A 16,731-nucleotide genomic window follows, 5' to 3' on the forward strand; every position below is an offset into this window, starting at 1 on the left:
GGGCGTCTTGCCCCCGAAGAACTTGAAGTACAGCGGGATCGATTTGTCGAGCCAGATGCTCGAGCGGCCATCGCCGATCGCCGGGTCGTCTTTCCACGAGAAGAAGAAGCTCTCACCACGGCGGAGCTTGGAGCCGATCACGATCTGCAGGTGCGTCAGCGCGCGATCGTCGAACTCGATCTCGATATCGGAGTCACCGTATAGCAACTTTCCCATGATGTCCCCTCGTGCTTTGCTGCGCCGCTGTGCGCCATGATCCTTCCACACTAGGCAAGACACCATCAGATTTCTGACTCGAGGCGAAGAGTGTCAGTGCGGCCTCTAGGCTCGGCGCGGTATACGATGCAACGCCGCGACTCAGAACCGTCACCTCGAATATGCGCCCGCGAGCCTCGATGAAGCCTAGAAGAGATGCGGCGTCGTGCTCTGAGAAACGAGAATCCGAGACGCGCCACTCGGTCGGCGAGAGTTCTACGAGCGAGATCCAGCCCGCTGTCGGTGGGGCGGGGCTATCTGCGATCACGGTCTTCCTGACTTTCTTCTGCTCCGCTCGCGGCACTGCGAATCGAAGCACTGACCAGTCTTGGTCAGAGCTCCGATTCGCGACAGGGCTAGCTTTCGTCGGGGAGTCGTGAGCCTTTTCCCGGGCCGGCTCCCAGCCTCGGCCGGCGCAACACGACAAGAGTGACGGCCACGGCGATCGCCACGGCGACGAGTGCTCCGCCGATCCAGGCCAGCGCCGAGATGAACTCGTCGTCCGACGCGGCCTGAACCGTGGCATCCGAATTCGCATCGATAGAACCACCCGATGCGGAGCCGTCACCGGCCACGCCGGAGTCATCCGCAGTCGGGCAGACCGGCGCCGCACTCGACCCGGCGGTGACGGCCTGCCCGGCATCCGGCTGCCAGGTGAACGCGAACTGATTCGACACCGGATGCCCGTCGGTCGACACCACGCGCCAGATCACCGTGTAGTCGCCGGCTGGGCCGAGCGCTGCGGCAGTCGAGATCGATGGCCCCGAGACCGCCACGCATCCGTCGCCGTAGTACAGGCCGTCGGGGCCCTGCACCTCGAGGGCGCCGGCCGATCCGGTGTTCTCGCCGCCGAAGTCGAGCAGTACGTCATTGGTGGTGATGACGAACTCTGGCGGCAGCGTTGTGAGCACCGAACCGGCCTCGGGCGTCGACGACACCAGGTAGTTGTGAGCCGAGGCCGTGGCAACGTGCCCGACCGCACCGATCGCGCCGGCGCCGACAATCACCAGGGCGCAGACGGCGACCGTCACGCCGACGAACAGTCTCGGCAGGGCGACCCGCACGCGGCTAGACCGACCGTGCACGACGGGTGGCCACGACGGCGATCACGACGCCCACGGCTCCCACGACGAGCCCGCCGATGCCGAGCACGCGAGCCAGCACATCGTCGGAAGAGCCGGAGGCGGAGCCCGACGCATCCGAGCCCGACGCATCCGACGACGCTGTGTCGACGGCACCCGCCGGGTTGCCGTGGCCCTCGGTCTCAACGGCGTCGGTAACGGCGATGCTGGGCGCCGGATGCTCGACCGAGTCCTCGTCGGCACCCTCGGCCGGAATCTCGTTCCAGTTCGTCGAGCCCGTCTCGCAGCTCTGCAGCACGGGGAAGTCGAGGTTCGTGCCAGCCGCGTCGGCGGGCAGCTGCAGCGACAGCGCGAAGGTGTCGCGGTATCCGTCGGCGAGCGCGGTCTTGGCCGTGTACACGACCTGTCCGACGCGTTCCGTGGTCGCCTCGCCGTGTGCATTCGTCGCGGGAGTCGCCAATGGCGTCATGACCTTCGCGACATCCCAGTTCGGGTTGATGGTGGGGGTCACCGACAGGATCGACTCGGGAATGTCGATCGCGATCGACGTGGTGGCCGATCCGTCGCAGCCGTGCGGCACGGCGAACGTGAGCACCGTGTACGAGCCGGCGGCGGTCGCGGCGGGAGTGACGCTCACGTGGGCGCTTGCCGACAGGGGAACGGCGACGGCGAGCAGCAGGCCGAGGCCGAGCCCGGTCGTGGCGACGGTGAGCGGGGTGGATTTCTTCATGGTTGGTCCTTGAAAAGTGTGCGGAGGGGCGCGTCGAACGCGCGGGCTCCGGCGAAATGGATGCGCGGGGTGCGCGAAAAATCTCGGTGCGCTGGCGCGATGCCGGCCCGAGCGGGGAAAAAAGGGTCAGGCGGCCGGCGGCGGGCCGCGGTGCCAGACGGATGCGCGGAGCACCTCGAGCATGGCCGGGGCGTCGATGCGACGCACGCGGCCGAGACGCACGGCGCGAGAGACGAAGACCGGCGCGGGGCGCACGAGTGCGGCGAAGCGGCTCACCCGCACCAGCGCGCCGGCCAGCATGCTGCGCACGGCCCGTTCGCCCCAGACGATAGCCGCGAACGTTGCGACGGCGGCCAGCACGTGGCCGGCGATCATGGCGACGTCGGCGGTGAGAGCGCCGGATGCCTCGACGCCTGTGGGAACGAGCATGGCGGCCATGTCGTGCCCGCTGTGGGCGACCGGAGCAGCGCCGGTCGCGTGCGCGACGGGCGTGGCGATGAGGCTGAAGAGGCTGTGAAAGAAGACCTGGCTCACGGCGACGGATGCGCCGACGCGCCAATACGACAGCCCGCGGCCGGCGAGTGCGACGCACACGAGGGTCGAGAAGGCGACGGCGAGGGAGAGTGCGGCGACGCTGGGCGCTGTGCCTCCGGCCACGGCGTGGGAGAAGGCGGCCACGAAGGTGGAGACAAGGGCGGCGAGGCTGCCGCGAGCAACGCGTGTCCAGCGTGTGCTCATCGTGCTCCTCGGTCGTGATCCTCGACCGAGTCTATTCGCATGAATCTGTTGCCATAGGCCATAAAACGGCGTCCCGCTATTCTGGGGGCAGGAATGTGACGAGTGTTAGGAACCCTCCGTGAGTCTTCCCCCGTATCCGACCGGCCCCGAGCAGGGCGGCGCAGAAGGTCGACCCCCGGTTCCACCGATGCCGCAGCAGCAGCCGCAGCCCATGTCGCACCAGACGCCGTATCCGGCACAGCAGCCGCAGCAGTCGTACCCGCCGCAGCCCGGCCAGCCCGCCTTCGTGCTCCCGCCATCCAAGCCCCGGGGCGGCATGACCTGGTGGCAGGGCCTCATCGTCGGCGTCGCCGCACTGCTCGCGATCGCACTGCCCGTCTCGGGCGGCGTCTACTACGGCGCCCACGCGCGCCTCATCGCCGACCGCCAATCGGTCGCAGACTTCACTCCCAACGACGACATCTCGTCGCTCGTCGAACGCGCAGACCTGAACGAGGTCGGCACCTTCCTCTTCTCTACGAGCCACCCCGAACTGAACACGGCGAACGAGTTCAACACGGCCTGCGGCATCCGCCCCGAGCAGTTTCTTCTCGGCTGCTACACGGGCGAGACCATCCATCTCTACGACGTAACCGAAGAGCGGCTCGACGGGCTGCGCGAGGTCACGGCCGCGCACGAGATGCTGCACGCCGCCTTCGACCGGCTCGACGAGAAATCACAGGAGCGCTTGGGTGTTCTGCTCGAAGAGGCCTACGTGGCGCACGGCGACGACCCGGAGCTCGCCGAGCGCATGGACGCGTACGCGGTCTCGCAGCCGGGCACCCGCCTCACCGAGTTGCACTCGATCATCGGCACCGAGTTCGCCGAGCTCGACCCCGAACTCGAGGCGTACTACGAGCGCTACTTCACCGATCGCAGCGTGGTCGTGGGCCTGCACGCCTCGTACATGAAGGTGTTCAGCGACCTCGAGCAGCAGACGACCGACCTGTCGAACCAGATCCTCGCCCTCGCCGATGAGATCGAGTCCGACACCGACACATTCAACGCCGACCAGAATCAGCTCAATACCGACATCGACGGGTTCATCGCCAAGAACCAGGCCTACGGGTACTCCGACAACCCTGCCGCGTTCGACGCAGACAAGGCCGCACTCATCGCGCGCGACGACGGCCTCGAGGCGCGCCGCACGGCGATCAACGACAAGATCACGCTACTCGGAGACCTGCAACAGCAGCTCCGAGACCTCGATGCCGACGCCCAGGCATTGAACCGCAGCATCGCTTCGACGATCGTGCCCGGCGAAGGAATCTAGCCGGCCGAGGCGCCGGGCTCGCTCAACGCGCGGTCTTTCGAGATCGAGCCGTAGGCATCCAGCGCAGCCTTGCGCGACTCTTTCAGGTCGACGAGGGGCGGCGGGTAAGTCTCGGCGTCGATGTCGTCGACGAAGCGCCGGATGTACTCGCGGTGCGGATCGAACTTGGCGGCCTGCAGTTCGGGGTTGAACACGCGAAAGTACGGCGCCGCGTCGACTCCCGAACCCGCCACCCACTGCCAATTCACCGAGTTCGCAGCCGAGTCTGCATCGACCAGCGTGTCCCAGAACCAGCGCTCTCCCTCGCGCCAGTCGATGCGCAGATTCTTCACGAGAAAAGACGCCACGACCATGCGCACCCGGTTGTGCATGATGCCGGTCTTCCAGAGCTCGCGCATGCCCGCGTCGACGAGCGGAATGCCGGTGCGCCCCATCTGCCACGCCTGCATGATCACGTCGGTCGGCTCGGCCCAGGGAAAGTCGTCGAAGGCGGGCCGCATGTTGGCGTGCGCGATCTGCGGCCAGTGGAACAGCAGGTGGTACGAGAACTCGCGCCACACGAGCTGGCGAAGAAACGCGCTCGCCCCCTCGGCCGCTCGCGCTCCCTCGGAGGTGCGCCGGTCGAGCGACGCGACGAAAGAACGCGTCTCGTGCCACACCTGAAACGGGCTGATCTCGCCCCAGCGCAGATACGGCGAGAGCCCGGATGTCGCATCCTGCGCCGGCAGGTCTTGCTCGGCCACGTACGACGAGAGTTCGTCGCCGAGGAACGAGCGCAGCCGCGCGAGCGCGGTCGTTTCGCCCGGCTTCCACGACTCGCGCAGCCCGCCGGCCCAATCGGGCGTCGAGGGCAGCAGGCCCCATTCGGCGAGGTCGTCGCCGGTCACGCCGTCGAACGCCGTGACGCCGTCGACGACGGGCAGCGGATGCCGCGGCTCCGGTTGGGCGAGGCACGACCGGTAGAACGGGGTGAAGACGCGATACGGAGCGCCCTGGCCGGTCATCACGGTCCAGGGTTCGAACAGCAGGGACGCCTGGGTGCTCTGCGCCTCGACGCCGGCAGACCGCAGCGACGACTTGATGCCGGCATCCACGGTTCGTTCGGCCTCGCCGTAACGGCGGTTCCAGAAGACGGCACCGGCGCCCGAATCGGCGACGACGGAGTCGATGACGTCGGCCGCTGCCCCACGGCGAAGCGTGAGCTCGAGGCCGACGTCGGCCAGCGACGTTGCGAGTGCGTCGAGGCTGTGGTGCAGCCACCAGCGGGCCGCGCCACCCAGCGGCCGGATGCCGGGGCTGGCGTCATCCAGAATGTAGAGGCACACGACCGGCTCGCCGCGCTCGGCGGCGGCGTGCAGTGCGGGGTTGTCGGCGACCCGCAGGTCGTCGCGGAACCAGACGATGCTGGGCGCGCTCATTTCGCCATGACGCTGGTGTAGAGCTTGCGGGTCAGGCGGGCGAGGTCGGTGAGCTCGTCGGGCGTCAGGGCGGTTGTCATGCGGCTCGTGATCGAGCGGCCGTGCACCTGCGCCGCCTCACGGTACAGGGCGTGTCCGGCATCGGTGAGCGCTACCAGCGTACCGCGGCCGTCGCTCGGATCGGTGAGTTTGGTGACGAGGCCGCGCGCAAAGAGGCGGTCGATCAGGCGCGAGATGCTGGGCTGGGTGAGCAGAACGTTCTCGTTCAATTCGCGGATGCGCACGGTTCGGTTCTCGCACCGGGTGAGGGTGAAGAGAACGTCGTATTCGTTGAGCGAGATGAGGTCGGAGGGGAATTCCGAGGCGATCTGCCGCATCACGGCGACCTGCGCGCGGAAGAGGGATTCCCAGGCGGCGACGGGTGAGGCAGGCGTGGTCATAGAGATCCTCTCGTGACTCAACCCTAGGGCGGCCGTCGAGCGTTTCGTGAAAAGCGGCGGCGGGTTGACACGCCCGCAGACAGACAGAAAGCCCGTCGTAGAGGCTAACGACGGGCTTTCTTCCCTTGCACCAAGAGTGTCCTGCAATCACATTCCGCGTTACCTGCCACAGCAAACAACTAACGCTCTAGAACCATATAACGGTTGAGTAACGGAGCGCTAGTTACCAAAACGTTATTTTACTGGGAATTGGCTGAGCAGCGCTGGTCAGCAACAACTGCGCGACCATGCACTCAGACCGCGAGTCGTCCGCCATCGACGGGCAAGGTCACGCCATGCACGTTGGATGCTGCAGAGGACGCGAGGAAGACGATGGCGTTGGCCACCTCTACAGGCGTGCTGGCGCGCCCCGCGGGTGTCGTCGCCGCAAGCTCGTCGAGGCCCTCGCCCATGGCCGCTGTTCCCTCGGTGCGGGTCGGGCCGGGGCTGACAGCATTGACGCGCACGCCCGAGGGTCCGAACTCCGCGGCCCATGCCTTGGTCAGTAGCTGAAGGGCAGCCTTCGACGCGCCGTACAGCGCCATACCGCTCATTCCGACGGTCGCAACCATCGTCGACACGTTGACGATCGACCCCCGACCGCGTTCGACCATGGCCGGGGCGAGAGCGGAGACGAGGGCGAAGGGCGCGCGAACATTGACCGCCATGACGTCATCGAAAGTGTTGAGGTCGACGTCGGCTGTCGGCCCGAACGGAAAAACGCCCGCGTTGTTCACGAGCACATCAACGTGGCCATCGCCGAGTCTCGCGGCCTCGTCCGCAAGGTGGGCGACCGCTGCTGCGTCTGCGAGATCGACCGGCACGAAATCAGCGAGACCCCCGGCCTGGACGATTGTTTTCACGACGGCCGCGCCCCGCTCGGCGTCGCGACCGATGACCACGACACGGGCGCCACCCGCCCCGAGCTGCAGAGCCACCTCGCGACCGATCCCGCTTGTTCCGCCGGTAACGAGGGCGGTCTGGCCTGTGAAGTCATACAGAGTCATGATGAGCCTTCCAATTGGAGTGAGTGGCCTCATAATCTCGAAATAGAAATGGAATGTCTACTCTAAAAAAATGTAGGATTCAGGCATGACCACCATCACGACGACCGCCGTCGGCGGACGCCCCCTCACGCCGAAAGGACGAGCCACAAGGCAGCGCATCATCGAGACCACGTCGCGCCTGATGCGTGAAGTCGGCGTCGAACGGGCCACGATCGACGACATCCAGAGGGTCGGCGGAGTCAACGCGTCCCAGCTCTATCACTACTTCTCCGACAAGAACGCATTGATCCTTGCCGTCGTCGAGCACCAGACGCAGGCCGTGCTCAAAATCCACCGCTCGAGCCTTGAGCGTGTCGAGGGATTCGACGGCCTGATCGCGTGGCGTCACATGATCGTCGATGTTCTGAAAGCCCAACAGTGCGTCGGCGGCTGCCCCGTCGGCAGCCTCGCGAGCGACTTGGTCGAGACGAACATCGACGCGCGCCATGCTCTTCAAGCATCGTTCGCCGCCTGGGAGCGGCTGCTCCGAGACGGACTGGAGACCATGCGCGACCGCGGCGCCCTCCCGGCCGCCCTCGACCTCGACCGAGCGGCCCTTGCGCTGCTCGCAGCCGTGCAAGGTGGCCTCCTCCTCAGTCAGACCCGGCGTGACACCATCGCCCTCGAGGCGGCACTCGACGCCGCAATCGCACATCTACAATCGCTCGCCGCAGATACCCCGTCTCGACCGCAAACGCGCTGAGTCGTCATCCGTCTTGGCGAGGATGTCGAGGCCGAGGTCGCGGCGGCCCTCGGCCTCATTCCGCTCTCAGACCACCTCGGTCTGTCCGCCGTCGACGACCAGGTTGGTTCCGTTGACGAACGAAGAATCGTCTGAGGCGAGAAATGCGATGGCCGCGCCGACTTCGGCTTCCAATCCGAGCCGTCCTGCGGGGATGAGAGGGATGACCGCTTCCGCCTGCTCGAGCGTCCAGCCCGCGCTGGCGTACGCGGGCGTGTAGATGACTCCGGGACTGATCGCGTTGACCCGGATGCCGCGAGAGCTCAGCTCATTGGCCCAGGTGCGCGCCATGGATTGTTGAGCGGCCTTCATCGCGGCGTATGCTCCGAGCCCGGCAGAGCCACGCTCGCCCTCGATCGAACTCATCAAGACGACGGAGCCTCCAGTGGTCATGAGGGGCAGCGCCTTCTGAACCGTGAAGGCTACGGCGCGGAGGTTCAGGGCGTAGGAGGCATCGAGTTCATCGCCCGTGTAGGTCTCGATGGTTCCAAATGAGGGGCCGCCCGCGTTTGCGACAACCGCGTCGAGGCGAACGCTGCGCTCGGCGACTGCAGCGTAGAGCCGGTCGAGGTCGTCAAGACGGGTGACGTCGGCTTGGATCGGGATCGCCGACGAACCGAGGCGTTCGGCAGCGTGGTCGAGCTCGGCCTGTCTCCGTCCGACGATGTAGACGGTGGCTCCTTCGGCGATGAGTCGCTCTGCGGTCCCATACCCGAGGCCGGTTGAGCCTCCGGTGACAACGACGGTGCGGTCTTGGAAACGACTAGTCATAGTGAGTTTCTCCTCTGTGTTTGTGGTGTTCACGGCACGATCACGATTCGACCGCGGAGACCGCCGCCGGCGAGGGCCTTATGCGCTTCGACGATCTGGTCCAATGGATAGGTTTTGGCTACGCGCAGGCTGATGAGGCCTGCTGCGGCGTACGACGCGAGTTTGGCCAGGCGTTCGGTGTCGGTGTACCAGGCGTGGTTGATCATCCGAACCTGCCGGCGAGGCATCGGGGCGCTGTTGAGCAGCGAAACGAATGAGCCGCCGTGCCGAACAGCGTCAGCAGCGCCTGCGGCGAGATTGGCCGCGTCGATCGCGCCATCGACACCGCCGGGAATCAGCTGCCGAACTGTAGGAACGAGATCTTCGTCTCGCGAAACGAAGAGTTCTGCGCCGGCGTCTCGGAGAAGCTCCTCGTCTGACGCGCCTGCCTGAGCGACCACCCGCAGGCCTCGCAGCTTCGCCAGCTCGACCGCGAGCAGTCCTACGCCGCCGGCTGCTCCTGAGACCAGAAGCCAATCGCCGGCCCCGAGGTTGAGAGCATCCAGTGCCTCATCTGCGGTCGTCGCGTTCATTCCGAACGTCGCCAACTCGATGAGGTCAACACCGTGCGGGGCGGGGGCGAGTTCCCACGCCTCGAGGACCACATACTCCGCCTGGGTGCTGAACGCGCGGTCGAGTCGCTCTTGGGTGCCGACGACCGCGTCGCCGACCCGGAATTTCGTCACACCCTCCCCGATCGCAGAGACGGTGCCGGACACGTCGGCTCCCAGACCGAACTGCTCCCGCGCTCCGGTCGCGCCGTATTCGACGTTCATCCCTTCACGCACCATGACGTCGGCAAAATTGACTGAGGCGCCGGCGACCTTGACCAGCACTTCGCCGACACCCGGCTCAGGCGTCGAAACCTCGATTATCTGGACCGCGTCGGGCCCACCGAACTCTCGCACTACTGCTGCACGCATAGACGCGCCCTTCTTGTTGGCTGTGGTGGCCCGGCCCAAGGCGGGCCAGGCCACCCCGATGGAGTGACGCTTCCCATGGTGAGCGAATAGCACATTTTCAGATAGGTCGGCGCGTTCCTGGTTCTGGCAGACCCCCTCAGAAAGCGGTGCGCTGCGCGTAACCTCGAAAGGTGGACACAGATATCGGCGAGTTCCTTCGCATCAGGCGTGACCGCATAACGCCAGATCAGGTCGGGTTGCGTCCGGGCATCACCCGACGCCGGGTACCCGGACTCCGGCGGGAAGAAGTGGCTTTGCTCGCCGGGGTGAGCCCGGACTACTACGTGCGGCTCGAGCAGGGTCGTACGACGCACGTGTCCGACCAAGTGCTGCTTGCTGTAGCCCAAGTGCTCTCGCTCTCGGACGTCGAAACCGAACATCTGACCAACATCGCTCGGCCTTCCGCCTCATCGAGACCCACGCTGCGTGTGTCGGCGGCCGCGGCTGACGAACCCCTTGTGCGGCTGCTAAACGCGATGCCCGACTCGCCCGCGCTCCTTATCGACATCAGCATGAATATCTTGGATGCCAATACCGCGGCGAAGACCGTCTTCGATATTTCTAGAATGGTGTCGCCGGCAAACGCTGCGACACAGCTTTTCCTCAGCCCCGACGCTCACGACCGCTACATGAACTGGGCATCGATCGCCGCCGACACGGTTGCTCACTTGCGACTCATGACGGGCCGATGGCCGAAAGACGCTCGACTCACGACGCTCATCGGAAAACTCGCCATCCACAGCGACGCCTTCCGGCAGTTGTGGGCCGCCGGGGAGGTGCGAGAAAAAAGAGTCGGGCACGCACGCATTCGGCACCCGCTCGTCGGCGAACTCTCATTCGATTATCACGTGCTCGCCGTTCCGGCTCGCCCGGATCGCTCGATATTCACCTACCTCCCCCAACCCGGGACATCCTCCGTGGAAGCCCTTCACATGCTGCTCAGCTGGACGGCCACTGCCAATGGTCAGGAAGCGGGAGTGCGAACATAATCGCACCCTTTTACGTCAGGCCGGGTCTCTCAAACCGGGGTTCAACAGTGCCACGTAGCCCGACTTCGAACTCCATAGTGTGGCACTACAACTCAAAGTCGAGAGGGACACCACATGTCACATAACCCAAATTCGAACCAGCCGTTCTCCGGTCGCTCAGTTCTCGAGTCGTTGCTCGAGGCTTTCTATGCTGGAGATATGGAAGTCGTGTCGGCTCTCTTGTCGCCAGACGTGACGGTTCATCAGTCAGACAATCTCCCCTACAGCGGCGAGTGGAAGGGGGTCAGCGGATTCTTCGATATGGCGACGACGCTCGGAAGCAACTTCGAAATCGAGAACCTCTCTCGTCGCATCATCGAGCAGGGCAACGAGGCGGTCCTCTTCTTGGACTTGAAATTCACCTCTCGTAAGACAGGCAAGGTCGGATACACGACAAACCTCGAGTGGTACACATTCGAAGATGGCAAAATCGCCGACATCAACGTCTATTACAAAGACGCGGTGGTCATCTCTGCTCTTAACGACGAATGAGCCTGGTCATTCACGCGACAAGTCGCCGGGCGACGAGCGCAGCGACCTCACGAGCTCCGATAACTTCGACTCGCCTTCTGAACCGGCATCGACCGTGTAGGCGATGAGAGTCAAATCAGAGCCGCTCGGAAGCGGTAGCCAGAGATTCGTGAACTCGATCTCGCCCACACGGGCAAGTCGTACAGTGAGGGTGAGGAGTTGCCGGCGCTTGACATCGTGCCTGCTCCACAAATCCCGGAAGAGGGAACTCGATGACAGTTCATCGACGAGCTCGTTCAGCCGTTCATCAGAGGGGTGTCGCCCATTCTGGAGAGTCAGGTGAGCCACGACTTCCTCGGCCACGGCGGACCAGGTCGACAGTGTCTCGTTCACCTCAGGGGATAAGAAAGTCCTTTTCGCGAGGTTGAGCTCGCTATGCCCGGTAAGCCCGAAGATTATGTCGGCAAGCCGGTTATACGCAACGACGCTCATTCGTCGGTCGATCACGAGAGCAGGAACAGTTTCCATCATCTCGACGAGGCGAAAGACGGCTGGGTCGGCCTCGCGTTCCGGCAGAGGCTCTGTTGCTTCGGGGTGAAGCATATTCGCAAGATGCTCGCGTTCGGCATCACTGAGGTGGAGAACGCGAGCAACACTGTTGAACACGGCGTCTGAAGGATTGTTGACCCGGCCCTGTTCGAGGCGGGTGTAGTAATCAACGCTCACGCCCGCAAGCTGGGCTATTTCTTCTCGACGCAACCCCGGCACCCGGCGCTGGTTGAGCGTGAGAGGGAGTCCTGCATCCTCGGGTGAGATGCGCGCTCTCCGACTTCGCAGAAACTCGCTGATTGTGTTGTCCACACAGGCATTATCGTCCACTTTCGATCGTGTCGTCTGCCTAGGTTTTCCGAACCTCCCGTTGGCCGAACCACAGGTGAACCGGGGCGGTTACCCGCCTGCAGCTGAACGCCTAGCGTCGCAGGAGGGCAGCAGTACACAGCCGTCGATGAAGACAAGGTACATAAGAATGAATGATCAGACACCACTACCCGAACTCGCCCGAAGATTGGCAGTAGTCCAAGCCGAGATGCGCGCTGACGGGCTTGATGCTCTCGTTGCCGGCGACCACGGTGGTTGGGTGACCGATACCGGTGACCTGCGATATCTCACCGATTTCTCGATCGGTGCGCTGCCTGGTGCCATACCGGGCGCCGCGATCGTCGTTCCGGCAGCAGGTCCACCGGTCATTGTCGTACCCCGGGGTCCGCAGAACAATTTTCGCGAGTGGGCGCAGGCGACAACGAACGTCGACGTGCTGGAAGCCGGCAGTCTGGAGGACGGGGTGCGCAGCGTCGTAACCGACCTCGTTCCCAGTGGAGCGCGAGTCGGTGCTGGGGCGACCTTCTCCTCCAGGAACGGAGCTGTCCTCGCGATACCAGGTCGCGCGATCGTTGACTACTCTCTGCAACCCGGCCCGTTTGAACGGGCCCGCAGCACAAAATCGGCCTTCGAGATCAGCCTGCTCCGCGAAGCACAACGAGCATCCGACGCGGGCATGGCAGCCTTTTTCGAACAGGCAAGGTCGGGCCGCCGGCATGCAGATGCGCAGGATGCCGCTCGCCACGCGGCCGTGGCCGAAGGCGCCGACGATGCTCTGGTCATCATGAATGCGGGCACACCATGGATGTGGTGGACCGAACAAGGGCAGCGGCGGTTTCCCGTCGAGGGGGTCATCTCGGTCGAAGTCAACGCGCGGGTGCGCGGGTACAGTGCTCAACTCGCTCGAAGCGCACCAATGGGCATTCCCTCGAAACTGCAGATCGCGATTCTCGACGCCGCCGACGCCAGCACAGAAGCCATGGTCGCTGCGCTACGCGTGGGAGCCACGGGGCACGATATCTGGATGGCCGGTATGGCGGCACCGAACCGCTCCGGGTTGAGTGCTTGGGGCCGTCTCGGCCACGGTGTGGGCCTGGCTATCGACGAAGGCTTGGCTGTCGTAGAACACAGCACCACCGCGACGGAGCTCGGAATGGTGATAGCCGTGCATGGGGCGCCGTGGGATGCGCGCACTCGGCAGTCCGCTCTCGTCGGAGAGCAATATGTCGTCACTGAAAGCGGCGCTGAACCGCTTTCGAAAGCTGCACGCATCAGGGCTGTCTCGCTTACGCCCGATACCAATCCCCACGTCTGAATCAGTTCATAAGGAGAACAAGGTCATGACAAAAGACTACGACGCCGTGGTTGTCGGCTCCGGGCTGGCTGGCTCCATAGCAGCCCGCGAATTGCAGCAACGAGGCAAGAGGACGGTCATTCTCGAAGCGCGTGACAGGGTTGGAGGTCGCGCGTTCACGACCGAATTCGGTGGGGGATCGATCGAGATGGGCGGCCAAAACGTCTATTGGACAGAACCGTTCATCTGGAGCGAGATCAGCCGGTACCGGCTTCCCATCGCCGAAGTCGTGCCATTCCAGACCTACGCCGTCTCCGAGGGCGGAAACCTCAACCGGTACCCTGCCGCAGCTGCGGCGAAACAACTCGGCGCGGGTTTCGACGCCTTCTTCGGTGACAACGCAGACATCATGCCGCGCCCGATGGACCCTACATTCCGCCGAGAAGCTCTTCAGGAGATCGATCAACTCTCCATCAGAGGCCGGCTCGAAGCGATCGACCTCGACCACGAGGTGCTCCGATGGCTGAGGCCGTGGCTAGAAATGCGCACAGGAGGGGCGCCCGAAACCGGTGCTTACGCCTGGCTGCTGCACATCTGGTCGTTGGCGGACTGGCAGTGGCAGAAGATCCTCACCGTCAGCTCCCGGTACCGAGTCGCCACCGGCATGAAATCGCTGATCGACGCCATCCAGGCCGACGCGGGAGCCGACCTGGAGCTGAACTCACCCGTCGTGCGGATTGATGATCAACGTGACCGTGTTCTCGTGACAACGGCCGGCGGCGAAGAATATGCAGCTCACGGCGTCGTCGTCGCCACCAGCGCAAACATGTGGAGCACCATCGACTTCGGCGGCCGGCTCAGCCCTCTCAAGCAGCAGTCCAGCGTAGACGGCATGCAGACCCCTGTCTCATTCACCAAGCTGTGGGCTCTTGTGGATGGTCCCGTAGACAACGTGTACGTGCAGAACGCGGACACGAACGTGAATCCGATTATTCACCTTCGAAAAGACCTGGAGCGCCCAGACGGTCTCACTCAGGTCATCGCGTTCAGCGTCGATCCCACCGTGGCCGCCAGCAGGAAAGCGGAGATCCCTCAGTTCTTTGAGGAACTCCTGCCATCGAACGGAAAGGCGCGAATCGTCGAGACGAAGGCCCTGGACTGGGTGGCCGAGCCATTCAGCCGAGGAGGAACCAGCCTGCTGCGTCCGGGACAGCTATCGCGTATCGACCAAATTGCCGCATCGGAAGGACGAGTCGCATTCGCTACGGCCGACATCGCCACCGCCGCCCCCGGTTTTGACGGAGCGATTCAAACCGGAATCCGAGCAGCATACGACGTCCTCAGGGCCACATCGAGATGACCCATCGCAACGAGGCGAAAAAGAAAAGGAAAAAATTATCATGACTGATCTGACAGGCAAGTCCATTATTGTCACGGGTGGAGCATCGGGCATGGGAGCCGAGGGCTCGCTACACGCCGCACGCTACGGAGCCAGTGTCACCGTCGCAGACCTCGACGAGACCAAAGGAGCCGAGGTAGTCGCCCGGATTGTCGCTGCGGGAGGGGTCGCGCAATTCGTGCGAACAGACATCGCCGACGAAGCCAGCGTCGCGGCACTGGTGGATGCTGCGGTCACACGCTACGGGACTCTGGACGGAGCGTACAACAACGCGGGACTTCCGCCCTACAGCTCGGCGCGTACCGGATTTTTTCTTACCGCAGATCTCGAGGCCGACAAATTCATGAGGGCAATCCAGGTCAACGTGCTCGGCACGTTCCTCTGCATGAAGTACGAGATCGCGGCGATGCTGAAGACCGGAGGCGGAGCAATCGTGAACACCGCATCCGCCAACGCCCTCGTCGCGATCCCCGGGTGCATCGACTACATAGCGAGCAAGCACGCTGTGGTCGGGCTCACAAAAGGTGCCGCCATCGACTACGCCACACAAGGAATCCGGATCAACTCGATACTCCCCGGGATCATCCGAACCCCCATGCTGGATGCCAACACGGGCGGCGACCCGAAACGAGCCGACGCGTTCTCGGCGGCGATGCCGATCGGGCGGCTCGGAGAACCTGCCGAAGTCGCCAAGGTGGCACTGTACTTGCTCAGCGACGACGCGTCTCTCGTCACGGGTGCGTCCGTATCGGTCGACGGCGCGCAATCCACAGTCTGAGGGTAGATTTTTCGTCCCCCTTTTAAGGGGTTTACTGCCGGGCGTGCGATGGCCATGCTTGACCAGGACTCGACTCGTTCCCCGAAATGCCGCCGGTGAGTTGTTGCGGTCGTGTTCAGAAATCGAGAGGGAACCCCCGTGATCCAGTCTGCCCTGATTCCATCCCGACGGCGCGCGAGACTCGCGCGCCTCGCACGCGGGGGATTGATCGCCACTGTGATGTCCGCGCTGCTGGTCGGCGGCGTCGGGGTGCCCGCAGCCTCGGCGGCAGAGATCGTCGACCAGCGCCACGACGGCAGCCGCATCGCATTTTTGACTGGCAGCGATATCGGACAGATCTTCACAGCGGGCGTCTCCGGCAACCTCACGAAATTCGATGTGGGCTTCGTCGAGTCGCTCCAATCCATCTCGGTGCAGATCACGACGGCCGAGAACGGGCTGCCCACGAGCACGGTCCTCGGCACGGCGACGATCCCTGCGACCGTGTGGGCTCCCGACTTCACCTGGGCGAGCATCACACTGGACGCTCCCGTTGCGGTCACCGCGGGCACGCAGTACGCGATCCGCCTTTTTCGAGCCCCGCGGATCAATATCGCGTCGAGCCGTCAAGACTATCCAGGGGGCAACGGGTTCATCAACGGCACGGTGTACGCGACATCGGATGCGTTGTTCCGCACCTACGTCGACGGTGAACGCCCCACTCTCTCGGCGGATCGTCCGGCCGTTCCGCTCGTTGCCGGCAAACCGTTCTCCTTCTCCTATGCGGCCACGAACGGTGCCACGTACTCGGTCGATGCGGGCACCCTGCCGCCGGAGCTGAAGCTGAGCACCGCCGGGGTGCTCTCCGGCACACCGGCGACCCTCGGAACGTGGACCTTCCTCGTCACGGCTCGCAACGCCTTCGGCTCCGATTCGACCTCGCAGACCATCTCCGTGCGCGCCCGCCAGGCACCCGGCGCCCCGACCGGCGTGACGGCGACCGCCGGCGTTCGCTCGGCGACGGTCTCCTGGACGCCGCCCACCGCATCCGGTGATGACGCCATCACCTCGTACACCGTCACGGCTTCGCCCGGCGGCTCGACCTGCACGACCTCGTCGACCTCGTGCACGATCTCGGGACTCGCCGACGGCGCCGCTTACACCTTCAGGGTGACCGCGACCAGCGCGACCGGCACCGGCCCCGCGAGCGCGGCATCCGCCGCCGTCACCTTGCCCGTGCTTCCGGCCGCTCCGACCTGGGGCACGGTCACCGCAAGCGACTCGGCCGTATCGCTCAACTGGGTCGCCCCTGCTGACGGAGGCTCGGCC

At 64.5% G+C, this 16,731-nt stretch carries 17 protein-coding genes and 1 pseudogene; 8 read left to right on the plus strand and 10 right to left on the minus strand.

The window, feature by feature from the left end; translation table 11 throughout:
- The 4 genes and pseudogenes from ACE5CZ_RS05475 to ACE5CZ_RS05490 all read right to left on the minus strand — a co-directional run.
- A pseudogene (locus ACE5CZ_RS05475) lies at positions 1-216 on the minus strand (ATP-dependent DNA ligase); the annotation flags it as partial.
- 395 nt (positions 217-611) lie between these two features.
- Positions 612-1,340, minus strand: a complete 729-nt coding sequence (locus tag ACE5CZ_RS05480; protein WP_374946329.1) for a copper resistance protein CopC — start codon at positions 1,338-1,340, stop codon at positions 612-614.
- A complete protein-coding gene (locus ACE5CZ_RS05485) occupies positions 1,324-2,067 on the minus strand; it encodes a YcnI family protein (RefSeq protein WP_374946330.1) in 744 nt (247 codons plus the stop codon). Before ACE5CZ_RS05485 ends, ACE5CZ_RS05480 begins: the two co-directional genes overlap by 17 nt.
- 126 nt (positions 2,068-2,193) lie before the next feature.
- Complete coding sequence (locus ACE5CZ_RS05490; protein WP_374946331.1) at positions 2,194-2,805, minus strand: hypothetical protein; 612 nt, start codon at positions 2,803-2,805, stop codon at positions 2,194-2,196.
- Between the two features lie 118 nt (positions 2,806-2,923).
- On the opposite strand from ACE5CZ_RS05490, the gene ACE5CZ_RS05495 reads away from it, so the two are divergent.
- The gene (locus tag ACE5CZ_RS05495) at positions 2,924-4,117 is read left to right on the plus strand and encodes a hypothetical protein (RefSeq protein ID WP_374946332.1); all 1,194 of its coding nucleotides are present in this window, start codon (positions 2,924-2,926) and stop codon (positions 4,115-4,117) included.
- Here ACE5CZ_RS05495 and ACE5CZ_RS05500 read toward each other — a convergent pair.
- The 3 genes from ACE5CZ_RS05500 to ACE5CZ_RS05510 all read right to left on the minus strand — a co-directional run bounded on the left by ACE5CZ_RS05500 (position 4,114) and on the right by ACE5CZ_RS05510 (position 7,021).
- Complete coding sequence (locus ACE5CZ_RS05500; protein WP_374946333.1) at positions 4,114-5,535, minus strand: cryptochrome/photolyase family protein; 1,422 nt, start codon at positions 5,533-5,535, stop codon at positions 4,114-4,116. The genes ACE5CZ_RS05495 and ACE5CZ_RS05500 overlap by 4 nt on opposite strands.
- Positions 5,532-5,975 carry a MarR family winged helix-turn-helix transcriptional regulator gene (locus ACE5CZ_RS05505; RefSeq protein ID WP_374946334.1) on the minus strand — a complete coding sequence of 148 codons (444 nt, stop codon included), beginning with the start codon at positions 5,973-5,975 and terminating at the stop codon, positions 5,532-5,534. Before ACE5CZ_RS05505 ends, ACE5CZ_RS05500 begins: the two co-directional genes overlap by 4 nt.
- Positions 5,976-6,268: 293 nt before the next feature.
- Positions 6,269-7,021, minus strand: a complete 753-nt coding sequence (locus ACE5CZ_RS05510) for an SDR family NAD(P)-dependent oxidoreductase (protein WP_374946335.1) — start codon at positions 7,019-7,021, stop codon at positions 6,269-6,271.
- A gap of 85 nt (positions 7,022-7,106) precedes the next feature.
- On the opposite strand from ACE5CZ_RS05510, the gene ACE5CZ_RS05515 reads away from it, so the two are divergent.
- On the plus strand, positions 7,107-7,763 hold the full coding sequence (locus tag ACE5CZ_RS05515) for a TetR/AcrR family transcriptional regulator (RefSeq protein ID WP_374946336.1): 657 nt from the start codon (positions 7,107-7,109) through the stop codon (positions 7,761-7,763).
- A 66-nt stretch (positions 7,764-7,829) separates the two neighbouring features.
- On the opposite strand, the gene ACE5CZ_RS05520 is transcribed toward ACE5CZ_RS05515, so the two are convergent.
- Both ACE5CZ_RS05520 and ACE5CZ_RS05525 read right to left on the minus strand, forming a co-directional pair.
- Positions 7,830-8,573: an SDR family NAD(P)-dependent oxidoreductase gene (locus tag ACE5CZ_RS05520; RefSeq protein ID WP_374946337.1), complete on the minus strand. Its 744-nt coding sequence runs from the start codon at positions 8,571-8,573 to the stop codon at positions 7,830-7,832.
- A 29-nt stretch (positions 8,574-8,602) separates the two neighbouring features.
- On the minus strand, positions 8,603-9,535 hold the full coding sequence (locus tag ACE5CZ_RS05525; protein ID WP_374946338.1) for a zinc-binding alcohol dehydrogenase family protein: 933 nt from the start codon (positions 9,533-9,535) through the stop codon (positions 8,603-8,605).
- Between the two features lie 170 nt (positions 9,536-9,705).
- Between ACE5CZ_RS05525 and ACE5CZ_RS05530 the strand changes: the two genes are divergently transcribed.
- Together ACE5CZ_RS05530 and ACE5CZ_RS05535 are read left to right on the plus strand one after the other, a co-directional pair.
- Complete coding sequence (locus ACE5CZ_RS05530) at positions 9,706-10,563, plus strand: helix-turn-helix transcriptional regulator (RefSeq protein WP_374946339.1); 858 nt, start codon at positions 9,706-9,708, stop codon at positions 10,561-10,563.
- A 114-nt stretch (positions 10,564-10,677) separates the two neighbouring features.
- Entirely contained in the window at positions 10,678-11,094 is a 417-nt protein-coding gene (locus ACE5CZ_RS05535) for a nuclear transport factor 2 family protein (RefSeq protein WP_374946340.1), read from the plus strand.
- 6 nt (positions 11,095-11,100) lie between these two features.
- Here ACE5CZ_RS05535 and ACE5CZ_RS05540 read toward each other — a convergent pair whose 3' ends face one another.
- A complete protein-coding gene (locus tag ACE5CZ_RS05540; RefSeq protein ID WP_374946341.1) occupies positions 11,101-11,934 on the minus strand; it encodes a helix-turn-helix transcriptional regulator in 834 nt (277 codons plus the stop codon).
- Positions 11,935-12,100: 166 nt separating this feature from the next.
- Here ACE5CZ_RS05540 and ACE5CZ_RS05545 point away from each other — a divergent pair, with 166 nt between their 5' ends.
- From ACE5CZ_RS05545 to ACE5CZ_RS05560, 4 genes are all read left to right on the plus strand, one after another.
- Positions 12,101-13,267: a M24 family metallopeptidase gene (locus ACE5CZ_RS05545; RefSeq protein WP_374946342.1), complete on the plus strand. Its 1,167-nt coding sequence runs from the start codon at positions 12,101-12,103 to the stop codon at positions 13,265-13,267.
- Between the two features lie 25 nt (positions 13,268-13,292).
- Positions 13,293-14,606 (plus strand): flavin monoamine oxidase family protein, encoded by a 1,314-nt coding sequence (locus ACE5CZ_RS05550; RefSeq protein WP_374946345.1) that lies wholly within the window; start codon positions 13,293-13,295, stop codon positions 14,604-14,606.
- 40 nt (positions 14,607-14,646) lie between these two features.
- A complete protein-coding gene (locus tag ACE5CZ_RS05555) occupies positions 14,647-15,423 on the plus strand; it encodes an SDR family NAD(P)-dependent oxidoreductase (RefSeq protein ID WP_374946343.1) in 777 nt (258 codons plus the stop codon).
- A gap of 138 nt (positions 15,424-15,561) precedes the next feature.
- Positions 15,562-16,731, plus strand: a 1,170-nt coding sequence (locus ACE5CZ_RS05560) for a fibronectin type III domain-containing protein (protein ID WP_374946344.1), incomplete at its 3' end; no start/stop codon positions are given.

The organism is Agreia sp. (assembly GCF_964263775.1).
Classification (GTDB): domain Bacteria; phylum Actinomycetota; class Actinomycetes; order Actinomycetales; family Microbacteriaceae; genus Agreia.